Below are 20,840 nucleotides of genomic sequence, written 5' to 3'. Positions count from 1 at the left end.
TTAATCGTTTTTAACATGGTTTTAATTTTAATGAGCAAGGCTGCTAAAGCATTGAAATGAAGTTTTATGGATATGAAGCAGAAGCGGAAACCTTAAGCTTAAAAGGTGGAGCTTCTTCTTTTGCTTAGAAGCAGCAGACTGAATCGGACAGGAGGAGCAGCGCATTTTCTGCGCTTTAAGATAGAGATGAAGAAAAATATAATGTTTATCATGATCATCACCGTATTTATTAAGATTCTGGGGTTTGGCAGAGAAATTGTACTGACTTACTTCTATGGGGCATCCAGAATCAGTGATGTGTATCTAGTGGCTCAGACCATTCCTACTACCATCTTTGCGCTTATAGGGGCCGGTCTTGTGACGACTTTTATCCCCATATACAGCAAAGTCCAGAAGGAAAAAGGAGATCAGGAAGCGCAGCGGTTTTCATCCAATGTGATGAATACGGTGGTGATCCTATCCTCTGTGATCATCCTTCTGGTTCTCGTATTTACGCCACAGGTGATTCTTCTTTTTGCATCAGGTTTTAAGGGGGAGACGCTGGACCTTGCGGTGCTCTTTACAAGAATCAGTATATTCGGTATCGCCTTTTCTGGGCTCATCTACATTCTGAATGCCTATCTTCAGCTGAAAGATAATTTTGTTATTCCTGCACTCATCAGCCTGCCCATGAATCTTGTGCTGATCTTTTCCATCTATCTTTCGGATCTCGCCGGCATTGAGATTCTAGCCTATGGTATTTTAGCTTCAGTTGTCATACAGCTGCTTTTCATCATTCCATCGGTTCTGAAGTACCGGTTCAAATATAAGCTGGTTTTGGACTTTAAAGATCCATACTTAAGAGAGATGCTTCTTTTATCCATACCCATCATCATCGGTACTTCAGTAAATCAGCTGAATGTTCTGGTGGATAAGAACATTGCTTCCAATGTGGCTTTAGGGGGCATTTCCGCGCTGAACTATGCCTATCGACTCAATGTGTTCATCAATGGTCTTTTTGTGTCACCCATCATTACAGTGGTTTATCCAAGAATTGCTAAAAAAGTCATCGATGGGGATGAATCGGGTTTAAAATCCATGATGAACGACGCTATTCTTTACATCAGCCTTCTGGTCATTCCTGCTTCTGTAGGAGCCATGGTCCTTGCTCGGCCCATCATTGAGTTTCTCTTCATGAGAGGAGAGTTTGATTCCAGTGCCGCAGCCATGACTTCACAAGCACTGTTTTATTATGCTTTAGGGATGCTGGCCATTGCCCTGCGGGATGTATTCTCGAGGATATTTTACTCCTATAAGGATACGAAGACTCCAACGGTCAATGCCATCATCGGTGTTGTGCTGAATATCATTCTGAATCTGATTTTGTCAAGATTCATGGGCATTGGAGGATTGGCCTTGGCCACCAGTCTTTCGGCCATGATCACGACGCTGCTGCTCATCATCAGCTTGCGGAGAAAGGTGAGAAACTTTGGGTTTAGAGAAACCTTCCAGAAGCTTTTCAAAGTACTTTTAGCTTCTCTTCTCATGGGACTCGTGGCCTACGTTGTCTTTGAAAGTCTTCTTGTCTCTATTGGCAGCAGCAAAGCGCTGATCCTTTCGATTCTCGTCTCTGGTGCAGTCTATCTGGTCCTTGTGATCCTTCTGAAGGTACCGGAGGTCATGGGAATTCTAAAGTTATTTAAGGAGAAGATTCAAGGACTAAGGAAGAAGAAGGGGTAAAGAGTGGTCTTAAGGTGAGTGAGACTGCCTTACTCAGCTGATAGAAAAGCATATATCCAGCAGGATGAACTTAATGAAATACGATACATAATTTTAAAATCCCCAAAGAACGAAGGTGACTTTCCTTGGTTCTTTGGGGATTCTTCTTTTTAGAGATCGTAGCGTTTGATGAGTTTATTGAAGACAAAGACATAGAGTGCCGGACTGAAGCTGAAAAGCTTCATGGAAAGCCTATGTCTTCTAGAGACTGCTTCATAGCCTTTACTCTTTCGAAGCGCTTCATAGTTTTCGCTGAAGATCTTCAGGAAGTCTTTCTCAAAAGCATTCCGTTCTGATTTAGTGAGTTCAGGAAGGTTTTGTAGGTAACGGTAGCCCTGCATGGAACGGCTGCAGTAGAGCTTATTTGCCATATAAAGAAGCTCAGGCGCATTTTCTTGAAGAAAATTAGAGTAGTATCTAGGCTCATAGAGGTTGCTGATGATGTGCTTCTTCTTGTAGGGGCCTCTCAGAGTACTAGTGCTGGACTGGACATAGAAGTAGCTTGCTTCTGGCAAGAGAAGGATTCTCTTTGCGTATTTTAGTAGTTTTAAGATTACCATGCCGTCTTCGTAGTAGTATCCTTCTTCCATGAGAAGATCATTTTTCAGGCTATGGTGAAAGAGTTTTTCACATACACTGGCGGCGATACTTTTAGTAAGGAGGTAGTGCTCTACTTTATCATTGAAGTCTTGAAGGAGCTCGAATTCCTGCGTCACTTCACGTATTGTCTCTCCAGATTCATTTACAAGGATGTATCCTGTCTGGGTGATTTCTGCCTGGTGCTTTTCTGCTTCTTTCAGCATTATTTCATACATATCTTCTTTGATATAGTCATCACTGTCCACAAAACCTAGATAGGTGCCTTTGGAGGCTTTGATGCCAAGATTTCTAGCGGCTGCCTGGCCCTTGTTTTCTGTGTGAAAGACGTTGATTCTTGGGTCTTCTTTCTGAAGGGCATCGCAAAGATTACCGCTTCCATCCGTGGATCCGTCATCCACCAGGATGATTTCCAGGTTTTTGTGGGTCTGTGCTTTAATGCTTTCAACACATTTTTTGAGATACTTCTTTGTATTATATACGGGAACGATGATACTTATGAGAATGTTCTCCATGCTGCTTTCCTTTCTGTTTTAATAGGGACTTTGTATTTAGTCTAATTCTACCATGGTCTCAACAGATTGAGTAGTAGGCTCAAAAAAAGCGAAATCTATGTAGAGAGATTTATAAATTCTTATGGTAAGTATCTTTAGGGATTATCACCTTCTGTTGGTACCAATAAACTTCATGTCAAATTTATGTAATTTCACATTTTGCTTTTTTACATTCGAAACAAATTATTATGATTTTATTAAAGAAAATTAAAATATACAAAGAGTTCAGCTTGTTACTCGTGTCATATACGGATGAATGAGGTTACAATAAAGTAACAATTAAAGTTTCGGTATATATCGCGCGAAGTATGTAATCTGAAAAAAATCTATACCCAGATAATTTATGCTATAATTAATATTCGAGTAAAGTATTTGATTTTTTATATTTAGTAAGTAGAGGAGTTATTGTAGTTTATGAATGAAGAAACCATAGATCTGAGTAAATTGTGGCAGATGATTAGAAAGAAGATGGGACTCATTATTGTGTTAACGGTCCTTGTCACCATGCTGGCAGGCATTGTCACTTTTTTCTTCATCGAGCCGGAGTATAAAAGCACCGTTTCTGTATTTATCAGTGATGAGAGAGACGGAAATTCTGTTTCAGAAACCATCAATGACATCAATATGTACCAGAAGTTGGTGGACACCTATGCGGAAATTGCCAAGTCCAGAACTGTTTCTGAGGATGTCATTAAGAACCTGGATCTGAATCTCACCGTAGGGCAGTTCCAAGGAATGATCAGTACATCCCCAAAAGGAAACACACAGTTTCTGAATCTAAGCGTCACTTCTACAGACAGAGAGCTGGCGTATAAAGTGGCCAACCAGATGGCAAGAAGCCTGAAGGTGGTGTCGAGAGAACTAAGAGGCACTGACATTGTGCAGATCCTCGATCCTGCCAATGTGCCTGGGGGGCCTTCGTCCCCGAATCTTCAGATGAACCTGGCCATTGGTTTTGTGCTGGGCCTGATGCTTTCCGTATTCTTAGTGTTCCTCATGGAATTCATGGATAAGACCGTGAAGGATCCGGACTTTATTACAAATGAACTGAACCTTCCTCTTCTTGCAGCCATTCCTTTCTCTGAGGATATGCAGGCGTAATCTAGACTAGTGATGGAGATGAAACGATAATGATGCTACTTAAGTATAGAAAATATAAGAGAATCTTCATCCTCATGGCGGATGTTCTTCTCATCTTCTTATCCTTTGTCATGGCTAATATGCTGCTTCATGAATTTCGCGTGCCTCTGATTGATCAGGGCACCTTTTCATTTTATGGGATAGTGATTCCACTTTCATATGTTCTCATATTCTATGCCTTTGGCCTCTATCAGAGTCTCTGGACCGTGGCGGGGTATTATGACTACCGGAATGTGGTCATGGCCAATGTCATTTCCGGGCTTACGGTAAATCTTCTGAGCATCCTTCTTTTTAATGGTCTCATTTCCATCTCCGTCATCATTATGGGGTCCATCATGGCTCTCACGGGGACCTTGGCGGTGAGAATGTACTTTAGAATCTACAGAAGGCTTCTCTTGGAGAAACTTCCTAGAAAAGGTGGTGTGCATTCGGGTCTGAAGAAAGTTCTCATCATTGGCGCGGGTCAGGCGGCTGCCATGATCATCAAGGAAATCAGAAACCATCGGGAGCTTCTCATGGAAGTAGTGGGCCTGGTGGATGATTCGGAGTTCAAGCAAGGGTCAAGGATTGCAGGGTATAAGGTTCTTGGGAAGGCCAAGGAGATCCCGGCTCTTGTGGAAGAGTTAGAGGTAGATGAGATCCTTTTTGCCATTCCGAGTCTTTCCCATGAGGACCGAAGACGGGTGCTGGACATTGCGAAGACCACTAAGGCCAGGCTGAAGACTCTGCCTGGTATTTATGAGATGGTGGATAAAGGGATCAACATTTCCTCCATCCGTGATGTGGAGATTTCTGATCTTCTGGGGAGAAAAGAGATCAAGCTCAATAATGATAAGATCTCTGAGTACATTAGAGGAAAGACTGTGTTGGTAACAGGGGGAGGAGGTTCCATCGGCAGCGAACTCTGCAGACAGATTGCAGCTCTTCAGCCGAAGAAGCTCATCATCCTGGACATCTATGAGAACAACGCTTATGCCATTGAAAATGAGCTGAAGAGAAAGTATCCGGAGATGCACCTTCTGACGCTCATAGCGTCTGTTAGGGATCAGAAGAAGATCGACAGGATTTTTAAAGCAGAGAAGCCGGAGACGGTGTTCCATGCAGCGGCTCATAAGCATGTGCCTCTCATGGAGACCAGCCCCGAGGAAGCCATCAAAAATAATGTCTTTGGTACGCTGAATGTGGCACTAGCTGCCAGAAACTTTGGCACAGAGAAGTTCATTCTTATTTCTACAGATAAGGCTGTGAACCCTACGAACATTATGGGAGCTTCCAAGAGGCTCTGTGAGATGATTGTTCAGACCCTGGATGCGGATGCAGAAAAAACAGAGTTTGTGGCGGTGCGGTTTGGAAATGTATTAGGATCCAATGGTTCTGTGATTCCTCTATTTAAGGAGCAGATCAAGAATGGTGGTCCTGTGACCTTAACCCATAAGGATATTGTGAGATACTTCATGACCATTCCGGAAGCGGTGCAGCTGGTTTTACAGGCTGGTTCTTACGCCCAGGGAGGAGAAATCTTTGTGCTGGATATGGGAGATCCTGTGAGGATCTATGATCTGGCGGAAAATCTCATTCGCCTTTCCGGGTATGAGCCCCATGAGGACATTGAGATTAAAGTGACGGGGCTTCGTCCCGGGGAGAAGCTTTATGAAGAGCTTCTCATGGCGGAGGAAGGTCTCGAAAAGACACCCAATGAGCTCATCTATATTGGAAGACCCAATGGGTTTGATAAGGAGACTCTGAAGGAAACTTTGATGATGCTGAAGGAGAAAATTCATGATGAGGAAGTGTCTTCTAAGATGGTGAAGGAGCTTGTGGGTTCCATCGTAAAGACCTACACACCGGATTTGAGGTAAACTCATTTTCATCATAGAGTATGCTCGCCTTTGATTACAGGAGTGGTTTTGTGAAGAAGAAGTATCTGATGAAGAAACTAGGAAAATCCAGGAATAAGCGCTCAAGGAGTGAAAAGGGATTTACGCTCCTTGAGCTCCTTGCGGTCATGGGGCTCCTTGCGATTCTTCTTGCCTTGGCTTCTCTTAAGGGGACTGATATCTTGGCAAATGCAAGAGAACGTGTTTGTCAGTATAATCGGACACAGCTTATCAAAAAATATGAGAGTCATCTTGTAGCAACTGGAGAAGAGCACAACGAAACACTTTTAGCAGGATTTATACTGGAAGAGGGAGAAAATATCTGCCCTAGTCATGGTACAATAAGTATTGCATTTCAAAATTTGCTTTGTAGTGTTCATGACATAGATGAAGACGAAGATGATGTTCCATATTTGCTGAAGTGATTGGATTTATCGAACGACGTGAGTATGGTGAAAGGATAAAGAGGCTGTAAGGCAGTAATATCAAGGGTTTAAGAGGTTGGTGTATAAGGGTGAATGTTACAGAAGCATTACACGTCTAAGCATCCAATCAAAGCACACATTTATGCAAGATATAGTGCTAAATTAAGAATCACATACAATATATAGATCAAGAAAACAAGGTGTTCTACACACCGCCAACATACATTTACATAGAGCAGGAGGAATTAAACATGGTTTACTTAAAAATCAAAAGACTAATAGATATCATACTTTCTACACTTGGACTTATCATTTTATCTCCTGTTTTTTTAGTACTCATTATAGCAATCAAGCTTGACTCCCCTGGACCTGTTCTCTTTAAACAGAAGAGAGTCGGAATCCATAAGAGTCATTTTCATATATTGAAGTTTAGGACTATGCGTATTGATACGCCAAAGGACACCCCAACACATCTACTAGAAAATCCGGATCAGTGGATTACAAAGGTAGGGAAGTTTCTACGGAAGACTTCTCTTGATGAGCTACCTCAAATCATCAACATCTTCAAGGGTGAAATGAGTATCATAGGCCCTCGTCCAGCTCTCTGGAATCAGTATGATCTGATTGAAGAGAGGGACAAGTACGGTGCAAATGATGTACCGGTTGGCCTTACGGGCTGGGCGCAGATTAATGGTAGGGATGAACTTGAGATTGATGTAAAGGCGAAACTTGATGGAGAGTATGTAGAGAAAATTGGACTTCTGATGGATATCAGATGCTTCTTTGGGACGGTAATAAGTGTACTAAGGACTGATGGTGTTGTTGAAGGTGGGACTGGAAAGAAAAAAGCTAAACATGCTAAAGAATGATTATCATTCCCTTCTTGCTAGAGGACATATGTTAACTGCTGAAGAGTGTAATATGATTTGTAAGTGCAATTGCAATATTTGAAAAATATTAGTGTTTTTCACTCATAAGATTAAGTTAATGTATAAATTAACGCTAGAATAATATAATCAAAACTTGAACCATATCTACATTTAAACTTGGACGACAATAATTTGAATGGAGTTTTAAAATGAACAAAAGTATGAAGGCTCTTATCGTAACAACTGTAGCATCTACTATAGACCAATTTTGCACAAATGATCTTGAAATATTGTTGGAAGATTACTCCATAGAAGTTGCTGCTAATTTTAGTTTTGGCAATAACACGACTCAAGAGCGAACTGAAGAATTTAAAAGGGAACTGATTGAAAAGAAAATATATGTACATGAGATTCAATTTAATAGGAGTCCTTTTAGAGGTAGTAACTTGAAAGCTTATTTTAAGTTGAAAAAAATTATTGAGCAGAATAAATATGAAATAATTCATTGCCACACACCAGTTGCAGCAATGCTAACAAGACTTGCTGCCTACAATGCTAGAAAAACAGGAACTAAAGTTATATATACTGCACATGGTTTTCATTTTTATAATGGAGCTCCTATAATAAACTGGTTAGTTTACTACCCAATAGAGAAACTACTATCAAAATATACAGATACTTTAATTACGATTAACCAAGAAGACTATCATCTAGCAAAGAAAGAATTTTATTCTCAAAAAATCGAATATGTTCCAGGTGTAGGAATTGATATGGGTAGATTTACTGAGATTAAGAAAGATAAAGATGAAAAGAGAAGTGAAATTGGTTTGCAGAATGATGTATTTGTTGTTTTGTCTGTTGGTGAATTGAACAAGAACAAAAACCATGAAGTCGTTATTAAAGCTTTAGCAAAGATAAATAATCAGAGCATACATTATCTGATTTGTGGGAAAGGATTACTCGAAAATAAACTAAAAGAACTAGCTAAAGATTTGGGCATTGAAAAGCAAGTGCATTTTCTTGGTTTTAGAAAGGATATTTCTGAAATCTACAATGCTTCAGACTTATTTGTTTTTCCATCTTATCGCGAAGGGTTATCTGTTGCTTTAATGGAAGCTATGGCGAGTGGATTGCCAGTAGTTTGCTCTGATATACGGGGCAACTCAGATCTTATAGAACACAACATGGGTGGTTCATTGATTCCCCCGAGCAGTATTGGCGATTATGTAGAGCAAATAGAAAGATTTTATAGAAACTCTATAGCAAGAGAAAAATTTGGTGATTTTAACAAAAAGAATATTAATAAATTTTCAAGTTTTGCTGTTAAATCTAGGATGAAAGAAATTTACAGAAATTTGTAAGATGAGAAAAGGAGTAGTCAAAATGAACTTATACGAAAAAATCAAAAATGGAGAAGAAAAAATTTCCCTCGTAGGTCTTGGTTATGTTGGAATGCCAATTGCAGTAGCTTTTGCTAAAAAGGCAGGGGTTATTGGATTCGATATTAGTAAAGAAAAGGTGGAGTTATATAAAAAAGGCATCGATCCGACAAAAGAGGTTGGTGATGATGTGATAAAAAATACAACTGTAGAATTTACAGCAGATGAGAATAAGCTTAAAGAAGCTAAATTTCATATTGTTGCAGTTCCTACGCCTGTAAATGCTGATCATACACCTGATCTTAAACCGGTAGAATCAGCAAGTAGAACAGTTGGGAGAAATCTTACTAAAGGTTCAATTGTTGTTTTTGAATCGACTGTTTATCCAGGTGTTACAGAAGAAATCTGTATTCCAATTCTTGAGAAAGAATCAGGAATGAAATGTGGCGAAGATTTCAAAGTAGGATACTCTCCTGAGAGAATCAATCCTGGTGATAAAGTACATAGACTTGAGACAATCGTAAAAGTTGTATCTGGTATGGATGAAGAGTCACTTGATATTATTGCAAAAGTATACGAGCTTGTGGTTGATGCTGGTGTACACAGAGCGGAGTCAATTAAAGTAGCAGAAGCTGCAAAGGTTATTGAGAACTCGCAAAGAGATATTAACATAGCGTTTATGAATGAGCTTTCCATTATCTTTAACAAGATGGGGATTGACACTAAAGCTGTTCTTAAAGCCGCAGGAACGAAGTGGAACTTTCTAAACTTCTTCCCTGGACTAGTTGGAGGGCATTGTATTGGCGTAGATCCATACTACCTAACATACAAAGCTGAACAATTAGGATACCATTCACAAATCATTCTATCTGGCAGAAGAATCAATGATGATATGGGCAAATATGTGGTTGAGAATTTAATTAAAAACCTCATTAAAGCAGACGTGCCAGTTAAGGATGCAAAAGTGGCAATCTTAGGATTTACATTCAAAGAAAACTGTCCAGATACTAGAAATACAAGAGTTATTGACATCGTAAATGAACTAAAAGAATATGGATTGACTCCTATGATTGCAGATCCAGAAGCTGATTCTGAGGAAGCAAAACATGAGTATGGAATTGACTTTGATTCAATAGAAGAAGTTAAAGATATGGATGCAATTGTTGTAGCTGTGGGACATGATCAGTTCCTAAAATTTACTCGCGATGACTTCAATAAGATGTTTAAAGAAGGATTTAACGAGGGCAAAGTATTACTTGATATCAAAGGAATCTTAGATAGAAAAGAATACGAATTAGCAGGATATAAATACTGGAGATTGTAATGAGAGGTGGCTTAAGCCATGGGATATGAAAATATAACATTTGAAAAAGATAGTGTATTTCTTGTGACAGGTGGAGCTGGTTTCATTGGCTCCAACTTGTGCGAGGTTTTATTAGATAAAGGTTATAAGGTTAGATGTCTGGATGATCTTTCTAATGGTAAAGAAGCCAATGTGGACTTGTTCATTGATAATCCTAATTATACTTTTATCAAAGGAGATATAAGAGATATAGATACGTGTATGAAGGTTTGTGAGGGTGTTGATTACGTTCTTAATCAAGCAGCTTGGGGAAGTGTTCCTAGAAGCATTGAGATGCCCTTGCTTTATGAAGAGATTAATATTAGAGGAACACTCAACATGATGGAGGCAGCTAGACAAAATGGAGTTAAGAAATTTGTCTATGCTTCCAGCTCATCTGTATATGGGGACGAGCCAAATCTCCCAAAACAAGAGGGGAGAGAAGGAAGCCTATTATCACCATATGCTTTGACTAAAATGGTTGATGAGGAATATGGGAAGCTTTATTCAAAACTATACGGATTAGATACTTATGGATTAAGATACTTCAATGTGTTTGGCAAAAGACAAGACCCAGATGGGGCTTATGCTGCAGTAATTCCAAAGTTTATCAAACATCTGCTTAATGATGAACAACCAACAATAAATGGTGATGGAAAGCAAAGCAGAGATTTTACTTATATCGAAAATGTTATTGAGGCTAATCTAAAAGCTTGCAAGGCATCGTCTAAAGTTGCCGGAGAAGCATTCAATATCGCTTATGGTGGAAGGGAATATCTAATTGATGTTTACTACTCTCTTTGTAAAGCTCTTGGAAAAAATATTGAACCAATATTTGGACCTAATAGGAAAGGTGATATAAAACACAGTAATGCTGATATTAGTAAGGCTAAAGAGATGCTAGGGTATGATCCTAGTTGGAGTTTTGAAAGAGGAATTGAGGCTGCTATTGAGTGGTATAAAGAAAATCTTTCAAAGCAGGAGATATAGAATTATGATAAAAGTAACACATATCATAACAAGCTTAAACTCTGGTGGAGCGGAGAGTATGCTTTACAAACTACTAAAATATTCAAATTCAAAAAAGTATACTAATGAAGTGATTTGTCTGCTGGATAAAGGTATATACGGAGAAAAAATTGAGAAAATGGGGATTAAAGTAACTGTTCTTAATTTGAATAAAGGGAATATTATTGGTGCTCTATATAAAGCAAGAAAAGTATGTGAAAAATCTGATATTGTTAATTCTTGGCTATATCACTCTGATTTAGTAGGCTTTTTTGTTTCTAAAGTATTATTAAGAAAGAAACTAATTTGGAATGTTAGGCATAGTAATTTAGATAAATCTGCAAACAAAAAAACTACTCTATTAATTGTAAAACTTAATGCAATGCTTTCTAGATATGTTGATTGTATTACTTATAATTCTAACAAAGCTAATTATGTTCATAATCAAATTGGGTACACTGGAAATCGAAGTGTTGTATTATCCAACGGCTTTGAATTAAATGAATTCACCCCTAATAATTTATCGAGAGAGAAACTTCATAAAAGCTTTGATATTAATGATAGTGAGAAGTTACTAATCACTGTTGGTAGATGGGATCCGCAAAAGGATTATGAAAATTTATTAAAATCCTTGAGTATTCTTAAACAAAATAGCATTAATTTTAAGTTGATAATGGTTGGGACAAACCTAGATTGGAATAATACTGCATTAAATAAGCTTATTGAAGGATATAATTTGGTTGAGAATGTACTATTGCTTGGTAGACAAGACAATATTCCAGAGTTATTATCAGCAGCGGATATTTATGTCTCTTCATCTTTAGGAGAAAGTTTTTCAAATTCAATTGGAGAAGCGATGGCTTGTCAGTTACCTTGCATTGTTACAGATGTAGGGGATTCAGCAATTATTGTTGGTGATTGTGGTGAAATTGTTCCAAGTCAAAATTCTGAAGAACTATCAAATGCTCTTAGTTACTACATAAAAATGGATAATAGCAATCTCCAAAGAATTGGTAGGAAGGCTCGAAAAAGGGTTGTTGAAAATTATGACATTATTAATATTGCTCAATTGTTTGAAAGTAATTATACAGAGACATTTCGTATAAGCAGGTGAGAGTAATAACTTAGTTTGATAATTTTCTGTCTGTAAAGGGGGAAAGTAAATGATAAAATTAATGTTCTTCATGCAGTCATTAGGTGGCGGTGGAGCTGAAAGAACGATAATAAATTTATTGAATAAAATTGATAAGAATAAGTTCTTAATAACATTAGTAATTGGAGACTTAAGCAATAATGCCTATAAAGACTTCTTAAGCAATGATATTAAAGTGATTGATTTAAAAACTAATAGGGCTAGGTATTCATTTGTTGGACTGAGACGAATGATAAAGAACGAACAACCCGATATTGTTTTTACAACTATCAATAGTAATAATTTATTGTTATCACTAGTAAAACTATCTTTTTTCAGCAAAAGATTTTCATTAATTGTTAGAGAAGCATCATATAGATCTGAATCTAAAAAAGTATCTTCATTTAACAGAATGGCAACTAAGTATTGCTATAACATTGTGGCAGATGGGATTATTGCTTTATCTAAAGGCGTTAAAGAGGATTTAGTTAATTGGTTTGGAGTTGAATCAAACAAGATTACAGTAATCTATAATCCAGTTGATTATAAGCAGATTAATGAGATGTCACAAGAAGATTTATATGAGATAGATATAAGAAGAAATGAATTCACTATTCTATCAGTCGGGAGATTAGTAGAAGCTAAGGATTATCCAACGCTGCTAAAGGCATTTGAAATTTTCAGGAGTAGACATGACGCGAAATTGCTCATTGCTGGCGAAGGAGAATTGATGACTAGTCTAGAGAGTCTAGTTGAAAGCTTGAATTTGAAAGACAGTGTACAAATGATCGGATTTGTTGAAAACCCATATAAGTACATGTATAATTCTAACTTATTCGTATTGTCTTCTAAATACGAAGGCTTTGGACATGTAATTGTAGAAGCTATGGCAAGTGGAGTACCTGTAATAGCTACAAACTGCAAATCCGGACCAAGTGAAATTATTACGGATAAATATAATGGAAGACTAGTTGAAGTAGGTAACTATATTCAATTAGCAGATACTATGGAAGATGTGCTGATGAACGAGGATTATAATCTAGTCAATAATGCCTCTAAGAGAGTTTTAGATTTTGATGCTGACAAAATTACAAGAGAATATGAGAATTATTTTGAGAAATTCCATAATCCTTCTACTTAAAAAAAAGACCTCGAGTGAGAAATTTTCTATAGTAACACAAATAACAAAAAGTGCTTTAGATATTAACTTTGCAGTATGAGGAGATAATGTATGTTCGAACGTAGAATAAATTTCAATTGTATAATCAATGGAGTTTGGTTAATACCAATCATAGTTTTAACAGGGTTATTAATCCTTCAAAACATGAATGATTTAGCGACAATATTATTTTTTGCGGGATTTTCTCTAGTGATTATATCGAAATGGAAAGCTAATATTGGTATAAAGTTGCTTTTGATTCTATCAATCCTCTTTAGGTTCATCTATGCATATAAAATATTTGGTATGGAGACGTATTTATTTCCTGATAGCAAGTATTATGTGAGTACACTTATATGGATAAATGATTTAGAAACATTAACTTTTGACAGTATTGCAGGAGCTGCAGGGACAGTACACATTGGTTATAATTTATTATCCTTTGTAACATACAGAATATTTGGTTCGTTATACTCTTTGTTCGCAGTAAACATTTTAATGTTTGCAATATCTGTTATATTATTTCATGAACACTTAACAAAGAGATTTAATATAAAAATAGCTAATAGTATTGCTTTTTTAATGACGGTAAGCATGAATTTATTCATATTTACTTCTCATATTTTGAAAGATTCAATGGTCATGATGTTAACTGTGCTTTCTTTACATATTTATGATAAGTACAAAGAAAAGAAAAGCAAGATGTTGATTGTCAGTTTAATTTTTGTAATATCTTTATTGGTAACCACTCGCATATATGCAGGATTTGGAATTTTAGCCGGAATTGTACTAGATTATATTTTGAATAACAGTTCCAGTTACGAAGAAAAGAAAAGAGTGTTTAAGAAGCTAATGGTAGTAAGTATTGCGTTGCTTGCAGGCTTCATCATTCTTAATGATAATCAGTACTATACCATGTCAATGAGGTATATTCGAAATGTTAATTTTTCATTTAATACAATTGCTGCAATGGGTGTTTATTTACTTAGCTTTTTGTTTTCTCCACTCCCTTGGAACATGTTAAATGATGTAACAGTATATACACCAATTGTGTTGGACTCAATTTTTATGATTATATTTAGTCCTCTATTTATTCTATTTCTGTATAAATTGCTTCGAAATAAGCTAATGATGAAGAAGTTCTATATATATATCATTCCCACAGTTTTCCATATATTTGCTTTGAGTACAAGTCTTGAAACGGGTGCTATCCGACAGCGAATAGGGGTGTTTCCTTTTCTGCTATTGATGTATATGTCAGGAATTTTTTTAAAAAGGACAAATAACAATTAAACTAATCAATATATCAAAATTACAGCGTGTAGGGATTGATTAAATGAGCATTTTTAACATCTTAAAGAACTATTATTATGACGTGAAATATATTTCAAATCGTATTGCTTATGGCCGGAAATTGGGGGCTAAAATTGGTGAAAATTGTAAAATACTAGTAAATCCCAGAAGAGCTTTTGGGAGTGAACCTTATCTAATAACAATAGGTAATCACGTTGAAATTACAGATGGCGTTAGATTTATAACACATGACGGTGGAGCTTGGGTATCTAGATCTTTTAAGCCAAATGCAGCGGTCTACGGAAAAATTCATATAGGAAACAATGTATTTATAGGCTTAAATTCAATAATTCTTCCCAATGTAACAATCGGAGATAATTGTGTAGTAGGTGCCGGTTCTATTGTTACCAAGAGCATAAGTCCAAATAGTGTGGTTGCCGGCGTACCTGCAAAATATATAAAGTCATATGATGAATATATTAAGTCGATATGTGAAAACTCAGTGGATATACTCAATTTCACATATGATGAAAAAAAGAAATTTTTAATTAAGAAGTATCCAGAATGGTTTGAGGATAGGTGATCGAATGGATAAAAAGTACGATTATATTGTATATGGAAATGATACAGAATGGTGCGAAGTGGTAAATTATGACTTAAAAAATTTGAGCAATGCGATATTCGTTAATGATCATGTTCAACTTATCAAATCAAATTTTTTGAGAATATTATGTAAGATCCATTTTTCTGAACGAATGAATCGATTTTTTCAACTACCATTAAAAAATATTTGGTATGGATTTTTTCATAAATTTACTGGAATTATTCAGGATGATAGCGTTTTTTTGTTCTATGATTGGAATAAGCTATCGTACGATGATGGGTATCATAGATACCTTAAGTCAAAGTATAAGAATTGTAAATTGGTATTCATTTTTACTAACATTGTTAATAAGAGCTGCGCCTACAAAAATGGATATTTCAATAAATTGAAAAGTGAGTTTGATTTAGTAATAACTTATGATCACCAAGATGCTATTAAGCACAGTTTATTTTTACATTCTTACATGTACTCGAAAATTTTAGATGATGATTCAAATAACAAAATTGACTTAGACGTTTTTTTTATAGGTCATGCTAAAGAGAGATTAGGATTGATTCATAGTATTTATAGAAAATTAACTGACCAAGGGTTTAAATGTCTTTTTTATATAACAGGTGTTGAAGATCATAATAAATTGGATGAAAAAAGAATCATTTACAATAAGACTATTCCCTACAGAGAAGCTTTAAATATTATGATTAAATCAAAATGTATTCTTGAAGTGATGCAAGAGGGAGCTTCTACTTTTACTTTGCGTACTCAAGAAGCAATACTTTACAATAAAAAGCTGATAACAAACAATAAAAACATTAGAAAAGAAAGCTTTTATGATGAGAAAAACATACTAATAATTGACAAAGATATTGAACATTTAGATTTTAGTTTCTTGAACTCTGACATAATGCCTAATTACAATAACGAACTCACTGAATTGTTTTCTCCTGTCAAGTTATATGAGAGGATAAAAACAGCTTTTGCAAAGAAACAACTTTGATAAAAATTATCACGAGGAGAAATAGTTATGAATAATGATGAAATACGAGGTTTGATAAATGGGTCGTAACACACTTTTTTCATTTATATGGAAAATGCTTGAACGCATTTCTACACAATTAGTTCAATTTGTTGTACAAATTGTATTAGCACGATTATTAATGCCAGAAGATTATGGTATCGTTGCAATCGTGATGATATTAATATCCTTTGCATCTGTATTTGTTCAAGCTGGTTTTAATTCTGCCTTAATTCAAAGAAAAGATGCAACTAATGAGGATTTTTCTTCAGTACTCTATATAAATTTATTAATGGCCTTTGTGCTTTATATAATTATATATTTATCTTCTGAGGTTATAGCTGACTTTTATAAACAACCATTATTGACAAATGTTTTACGTGTATCTTCATTAACATTGTTTTTTAGTGCAGTTAACTCAGTACAATATGCCTATATATCTAAAAGGTTGGAGTTTAAGAAGTCTTTTTATTCTTACTTTGTAGCTGTTACCCTATCAGGTTTCGCTGGCATAATATTAGCTATAAATGGATTTGGAGTATGGGCTTTAGTAGTGTATCAATTGTTAAACAATATTTTAATTTGCATAATCATGTGGTTAACTGTTAAATGGAGACCAGTTAGGACTTTTTCAATTTCAAGAATAAAAATATTATTTACTTATGGATGGAAGATTTTTTTTGCACATATGATAGATGCAATTTATAAAGAAGTTCAATATATATTTTTGGGAAAAATAGCAACTCCAGAAGTGTTAGGTTACTATAGTAGAGGTATGCAGTTTCCAGGCATGTTTGTAAGAAACATCAATGATACAATTAAAACAGTCTTACTACCCATGTATTCAAAAGAACAAGAAGACAATCTCAAAGTGAAGACTATGCTTAGGATATCTATAGGATCCATTTCGTATATTGTTTTCCCTATAATGGTAGGGATGGCGGTAGTGGCTGAACCTATGATTAAATTATTACTTACAGATAAATGGTTACCCGCAGTTCCATTTGTTCAAATATTTTCTGCGTCTTATGCTTTATCATCCCTAATGTCATCTAATGGTCAAGCAATAAACTCAGTCGGTCGAAGTGATATTTATTTAAAAATCATATTGGGGAAAATTTTATTTATAATATTGTCATTACCAATAGCATTAAAATTAGGTGTTTATGCAGTTGCTTTAAGTACTTTGTTTGCGGATTTGTTAGGTATATTCCTTACCTTTAAACCAAATAGAGCATTATTTAATTATACTATAAAAGAGATTTTACTTGATATTATACCATCTTTAGGGATAGCGTTACTGATGGGAGCAATCGTTTATTTGATTTCATTTGCCATTGATAGTGCTCTTTATCAACTAATAACTCAAGTTGTAGTTGGCATTCTAAGTTATATCATTATGTCTAGGATATTTAAATTAAAAGAATATAGTCAATTAATTGAAATGATTAAAACAATAAAACAATCAAGTTAATATGCTTAAAATCATCTCATTTTTTAGATCTATAGAAGGAGGTTAATCAATGAAAGGAATAGTTTTAGCTGGAGGATCTGGGACGCGATTGTATCCATTAACAATGGTAACAAGTAAACAGTTACTGCCTGTATATGATAAACCAATGATCTACTATCCGTTGTCGATTTTAATGCTTGCGGGAATAAAAGAAATTCTAATAATATCTACACCGCAAGATTTGTCTAATTTTAAGCGTTTGTTAGGTGATGGCCATGAATTCGGGATAGAGTTATCTTACGCCGAGCAACCTTCACCAGATGGTCTAGCGCAAGCATTTATAATTGGTGAGGATTTTATAGGCGATGATAATGTGGCTATGATTTTAGGAGATAATATTTATTACGGTAATGGCTTAACTTCTGTTTTAAAAGAGGCTGTTGAAAATGCAGATAAGGGGAATGCAACAATATTTGGATATTATGTTGACGACCCAGAAAGATTTGGTATTGTAGAGTTTGATGATTCTGGAAAAGTAATCTCAGTTGAAGAGAAACCCAAAACACCAAAGTCAAACTATTGTATTACAGGGTTATACTTCTACGATAATAGAGTTGTTGAATATGCTAAAAAAGTGAAGCCGTCACATAGAGGGGAATTAGAAATTACCGATTTAAATAGAATGTATTTAGAAGATGAGACATTAAAAGTCAAACTTTTGGGTAGAGGTTTTGCCTGGCTTGATACTGGGACAATGGATAGTTTAGTTGAAGCTGCTGAGTTTGTCCAAATGATTGAAAAAAGACAGAGCGTTAAAATTTCTGCACTTGAAGAAATTGCGTACCATAACAATTGGATAAACAAAGAAGTTCTTTTACTATCAGCAGAAAAATACGGAAAATCTCCGTACGGTGAGCATCTTAAAAAGGTTGCAGAAGGAAGAATAAAATATTAATTCAAGGCGGTGAAAAAGTGAAATTAACTAAGACAACGATTGATGGTGTTATAATTATTGAACCAGAAGTCCATGGGGATCATCGCGGATGGTTTACAGAAACTTATTCTGAAAAAGAATATATAAAGAATGGGCTTAATATGAATTTTGTACAAGATAATCATTCAATGTCAGCAAAAAAAGGGACTCTACGGGGACTACACTATCAGGAAAAACCGAAAGCACAAACAAAGCTTGTAAGATGCACAAAAGGAAGAATATTTGACGTAGCGGTAGACTTAAGAGCAAGTTCTGTAACATATGGTAAATGGGTAGGGGTCGAACTGTCTAGTGAGAACAAAAAGCAATTACTGATACCCAAGGGATTTGCTCATGGATTTGTAACTCTCTGTGAGAACGTAGAAGTTCAGTACAAAGTAGATGAATATTACGCGCCAGAATATGATAAGACTATTCGATTTGATGATCCGGATATTTCAGTAAACTGGGGTGTTGAAACTCCAATTTTATCTGAAAAAGATAAAAATGCACCATATTTGAAAGATATAAAGCCGAGTTTTGTATAATAGACTAAAATTTGAAAGGAGTAATAATATGGCAATTCAATTATTTGTACCTACTTTTGACGTTGATGGGTGTTTAGAGGAAATTAGAGAGTGTTTAGAAAAAGGTTGGACAGGGATGGGGTTTAAGACTGTTCAGTTCGAAGAAGATTGGAAGAAGTATACTGGAATGCAAAATGCTCATTTTTTAAATTCAGCTACTTCTGGTTTGAATATTGCTTTTGAAATATTTAAGGAAAAATATGGCTGGTCTGACGATGATGAGGTGATTACCACTCCATTAACATTTGTTTCATCTAATCACGCTATTTTACTTGCAAATCTTAAAGCTGTATTTGCAGATGTGGATGATACATTGTGTTTAGATCCGAATGATGTAGAAAAAAAGATTACATCTAAGACAAGAGCAATATTATATGTTGGGATGGGAGGAAATCCTGGAAAATATGAAGAAATCGTAAGTTTGTGCAAGAAGTATGATTTGAAATTAATATTGGACGCAGCTCATATGGCTGGTACAAGAGTTAAGGGAGTAGTTCCTGGTAAAGAAGCAGATGTTGTTATTTATTCATTCCAGGCAGTGAAGAATTTACCAACAGCAGATAGCGGGATGATTTGTTTCAAAGAAAACGAGTTGGACGAAATAGTAAGAAAGAAAACATGGCTTGGAATTAATAAAGATACTTATGCTAGAACAAATTCCACAGGTAATTATAAGTGGAAATATGATGTAGAATATGTCGGTCAAAAGTACCACGGGAATTCAATAATGGCAGCAATAGGTATTGTTCAGCTGAAGCATCTTGATAAAGATAATTCATATCGTAGACAAATCGCAGATTGGTATACAAAAGGATTTTCATCATATAGTAATGAGATAAAATTAGTTGAAGTACCTGAAGGTACAGAAGCATCAAGACACTTATTTCAAATCATTGTAGATGATAGAGATGGATTAATGCAAGCTTTGAATGAATCTGAAATATATCCAGGAGTACATTATACTGATAATACGCAATACAGAATGTACAAATATGCTAAAGGAACTTGTCCTCACGCAGAATATATAAGTGATCATGTGCTTTCTTTACCAATGCATATGCAGTTATCGTATGAAGACGTCCAGTTTATAATCGGCAAAGTAATTGATTTTGTATTTAAAAAGGCATGATTTATGAGAGAAAAGAATATTAGATTAAGACCTATATCACTGAACGATACAAATAATATTGTTAAATGGCGAAACACAGATAGTGTTAAGCAAAATCTTTTTACACGTGATGACATTACTCATGAAGATCATATTAAGTGGTTTAATAATTATGTTATGAAAGGATTGTGTTCGCAATTTATTATAGAAATAATAGAGCCTTCAATGGATATAGGTACGGTTTTTATTAAAAATATTGATAAAAAAAATGACAAAGGTGAATTTGGGATATTTATAGGAGAAGAAGAGGCGCGTGGAAAAGGATTCGGTAAAACTGCGACAAAGTTAATTTTAGATCACGCTTTTACGGAGTTAAATCTCAACAGAGTATATTTAAGTGTATTTGTAGATAATCTCAGTGGAATAAAAAGTTATGCAAATGCTGGTTTTGAACAAGAGGGCGTGCTGAGACAAGACTACAAATACGGTAACAAATATTATGATGTTCTGTTAATGTCAATACTACGTCATAAATGGATGGAGATGAAAGGTTGAAAATGTATAAGTTAA

Annotated in this window: 19 protein-coding genes; 18 read left to right on the top strand and 1 reads right to left on the bottom strand. The window is 35.5% G+C overall.

The window, feature by feature from the left end:
• Positions 1 to 186 precede the first annotated feature (186 nt).
• Positions 187 to 1,719, top strand: a complete 1,533-nt coding sequence (gene murJ, locus DEF30_RS05840; protein ID WP_294097377.1) for a murein biosynthesis integral membrane protein MurJ — start codon at positions 187 to 189, stop codon at positions 1,717 to 1,719.
• Positions 1,720 to 1,868: 149 nt separating this feature from the next.
• Here the strand turns inward: murJ and DEF30_RS05835 are convergent, their stop codons facing one another.
• Entirely contained in the window at positions 1,869 to 2,870 is a 1,002-nt protein-coding gene (locus DEF30_RS05835) for a glycosyltransferase family 2 protein (protein ID WP_294097376.1), read from the bottom strand.
• A gap of 453 nt (positions 2,871 to 3,323) precedes the next feature.
• Here DEF30_RS05835 and DEF30_RS05830 point away from each other — a divergent pair, with 453 nt between their 5' ends.
• The 17 genes from DEF30_RS05830 (at position 3,324) to DEF30_RS05750 (ending at position 20,825) form a co-directional block, all read left to right on the top strand.
• Positions 3,324 to 4,010, top strand: coding sequence for a Wzz/FepE/Etk N-terminal domain-containing protein (locus DEF30_RS05830; RefSeq protein ID WP_294097375.1), 687 nt, complete (start codon positions 3,324 to 3,326; stop codon positions 4,008 to 4,010).
• A 29-nt stretch (positions 4,011 to 4,039) separates the two neighbouring features.
• On the top strand, positions 4,040 to 5,908 hold the full coding sequence (locus tag DEF30_RS05825; RefSeq protein WP_294097374.1) for a nucleoside-diphosphate sugar epimerase/dehydratase: 1,869 nt from the start codon (positions 4,040 to 4,042) through the stop codon (positions 5,906 to 5,908).
• Between the two features lie 50 nt (positions 5,909 to 5,958).
• The gene (locus DEF30_RS05820) at positions 5,959 to 6,351 is read left to right on the top strand and encodes a prepilin-type N-terminal cleavage/methylation domain-containing protein (RefSeq protein WP_294097373.1); all 393 of its coding nucleotides are present in this window, start codon (positions 5,959 to 5,961) and stop codon (positions 6,349 to 6,351) included.
• A 251-nt stretch (positions 6,352 to 6,602) separates the two neighbouring features.
• Positions 6,603 to 7,220, top strand: coding sequence for a sugar transferase (locus tag DEF30_RS05815; RefSeq protein ID WP_294097372.1), 618 nt, complete (start codon positions 6,603 to 6,605; stop codon positions 7,218 to 7,220).
• Between the two features lie 209 nt (positions 7,221 to 7,429).
• The gene (locus DEF30_RS05810; RefSeq protein ID WP_294097371.1) at positions 7,430 to 8,581 is read left to right on the top strand and encodes a glycosyltransferase family 4 protein; all 1,152 of its coding nucleotides are present in this window, start codon (positions 7,430 to 7,432) and stop codon (positions 8,579 to 8,581) included.
• A 22-nt stretch (positions 8,582 to 8,603) separates the two neighbouring features.
• Positions 8,604 to 9,923 carry a nucleotide sugar dehydrogenase gene (locus DEF30_RS05805; protein ID WP_294097454.1) on the top strand — a complete coding sequence of 440 codons (1,320 nt, stop codon included), beginning with the start codon at positions 8,604 to 8,606 and terminating at the stop codon, positions 9,921 to 9,923.
• An 18-nt stretch (positions 9,924 to 9,941) separates the two neighbouring features.
• The gene (locus DEF30_RS05800; RefSeq protein ID WP_294097370.1) at positions 9,942 to 10,931 is read left to right on the top strand and encodes an SDR family oxidoreductase; all 990 of its coding nucleotides are present in this window, start codon (positions 9,942 to 9,944) and stop codon (positions 10,929 to 10,931) included.
• Between the two features lie 4 nt (positions 10,932 to 10,935).
• Positions 10,936 to 12,063 carry a glycosyltransferase gene (locus DEF30_RS05795; RefSeq protein ID WP_294097369.1) on the top strand — a complete coding sequence of 376 codons (1,128 nt, stop codon included), beginning with the start codon at positions 10,936 to 10,938 and terminating at the stop codon, positions 12,061 to 12,063.
• A 49-nt stretch (positions 12,064 to 12,112) separates the two neighbouring features.
• The gene (locus DEF30_RS05790) at positions 12,113 to 13,222 is read left to right on the top strand and encodes a glycosyltransferase (protein ID WP_294097368.1); all 1,110 of its coding nucleotides are present in this window, start codon (positions 12,113 to 12,115) and stop codon (positions 13,220 to 13,222) included.
• Positions 13,223 to 13,312: 90 nt separating this feature from the next.
• A complete protein-coding gene (locus DEF30_RS05785) occupies positions 13,313 to 14,533 on the top strand; it encodes a hypothetical protein (protein WP_294097367.1) in 1,221 nt (406 codons plus the stop codon).
• A gap of 43 nt (positions 14,534 to 14,576) precedes the next feature.
• Positions 14,577 to 15,116, top strand: a complete 540-nt coding sequence (locus DEF30_RS05780; protein ID WP_294097366.1) for an acyltransferase — start codon at positions 14,577 to 14,579, stop codon at positions 15,114 to 15,116.
• Between the two features lie 4 nt (positions 15,117 to 15,120).
• Positions 15,121 to 16,131: a hypothetical protein gene (locus DEF30_RS05775; RefSeq protein ID WP_294097365.1), complete on the top strand. Its 1,011-nt coding sequence runs from the start codon at positions 15,121 to 15,123 to the stop codon at positions 16,129 to 16,131.
• Positions 16,132 to 16,189: 58 nt separating this feature from the next.
• Positions 16,190 to 17,623, top strand: a complete 1,434-nt coding sequence (locus DEF30_RS05770; RefSeq protein WP_294097364.1) for a lipopolysaccharide biosynthesis protein — start codon at positions 16,190 to 16,192, stop codon at positions 17,621 to 17,623.
• A 49-nt stretch (positions 17,624 to 17,672) separates the two neighbouring features.
• Positions 17,673 to 18,557 (top strand): glucose-1-phosphate thymidylyltransferase RfbA, encoded by an 885-nt coding sequence (rfbA, locus tag DEF30_RS05765; RefSeq protein ID WP_294097363.1) that lies wholly within the window; start codon positions 17,673 to 17,675, stop codon positions 18,555 to 18,557.
• A 17-nt stretch (positions 18,558 to 18,574) separates the two neighbouring features.
• Entirely contained in the window at positions 18,575 to 19,123 is a 549-nt protein-coding gene (rfbC, locus tag DEF30_RS05760) for a dTDP-4-dehydrorhamnose 3,5-epimerase (protein ID WP_294097362.1), read from the top strand.
• A 28-nt stretch (positions 19,124 to 19,151) separates the two neighbouring features.
• Positions 19,152 to 20,291, top strand: a complete 1,140-nt coding sequence (locus DEF30_RS05755) for a DegT/DnrJ/EryC1/StrS family aminotransferase (RefSeq protein WP_294097361.1) — start codon at positions 19,152 to 19,154, stop codon at positions 20,289 to 20,291.
• Between the two features lie 3 nt (positions 20,292 to 20,294).
• Complete coding sequence (locus DEF30_RS05750; RefSeq protein ID WP_294097360.1) at positions 20,295 to 20,825, top strand: GNAT family protein; 531 nt, start codon at positions 20,295 to 20,297, stop codon at positions 20,823 to 20,825.
• The last annotated feature ends 15 nt before the right edge of the window (positions 20,826 to 20,840 follow it).

The organism is Proteiniclasticum sp. (assembly GCF_003514505.1).
In the GTDB taxonomy this organism is placed as follows: Bacteria; Bacillota; Clostridia; order Clostridiales; family Clostridiaceae; genus Proteiniclasticum.
Note: the sequence above shows the minus strand (reverse complement) of the source record. Positions and strands in the feature narration are given on the sequence as shown.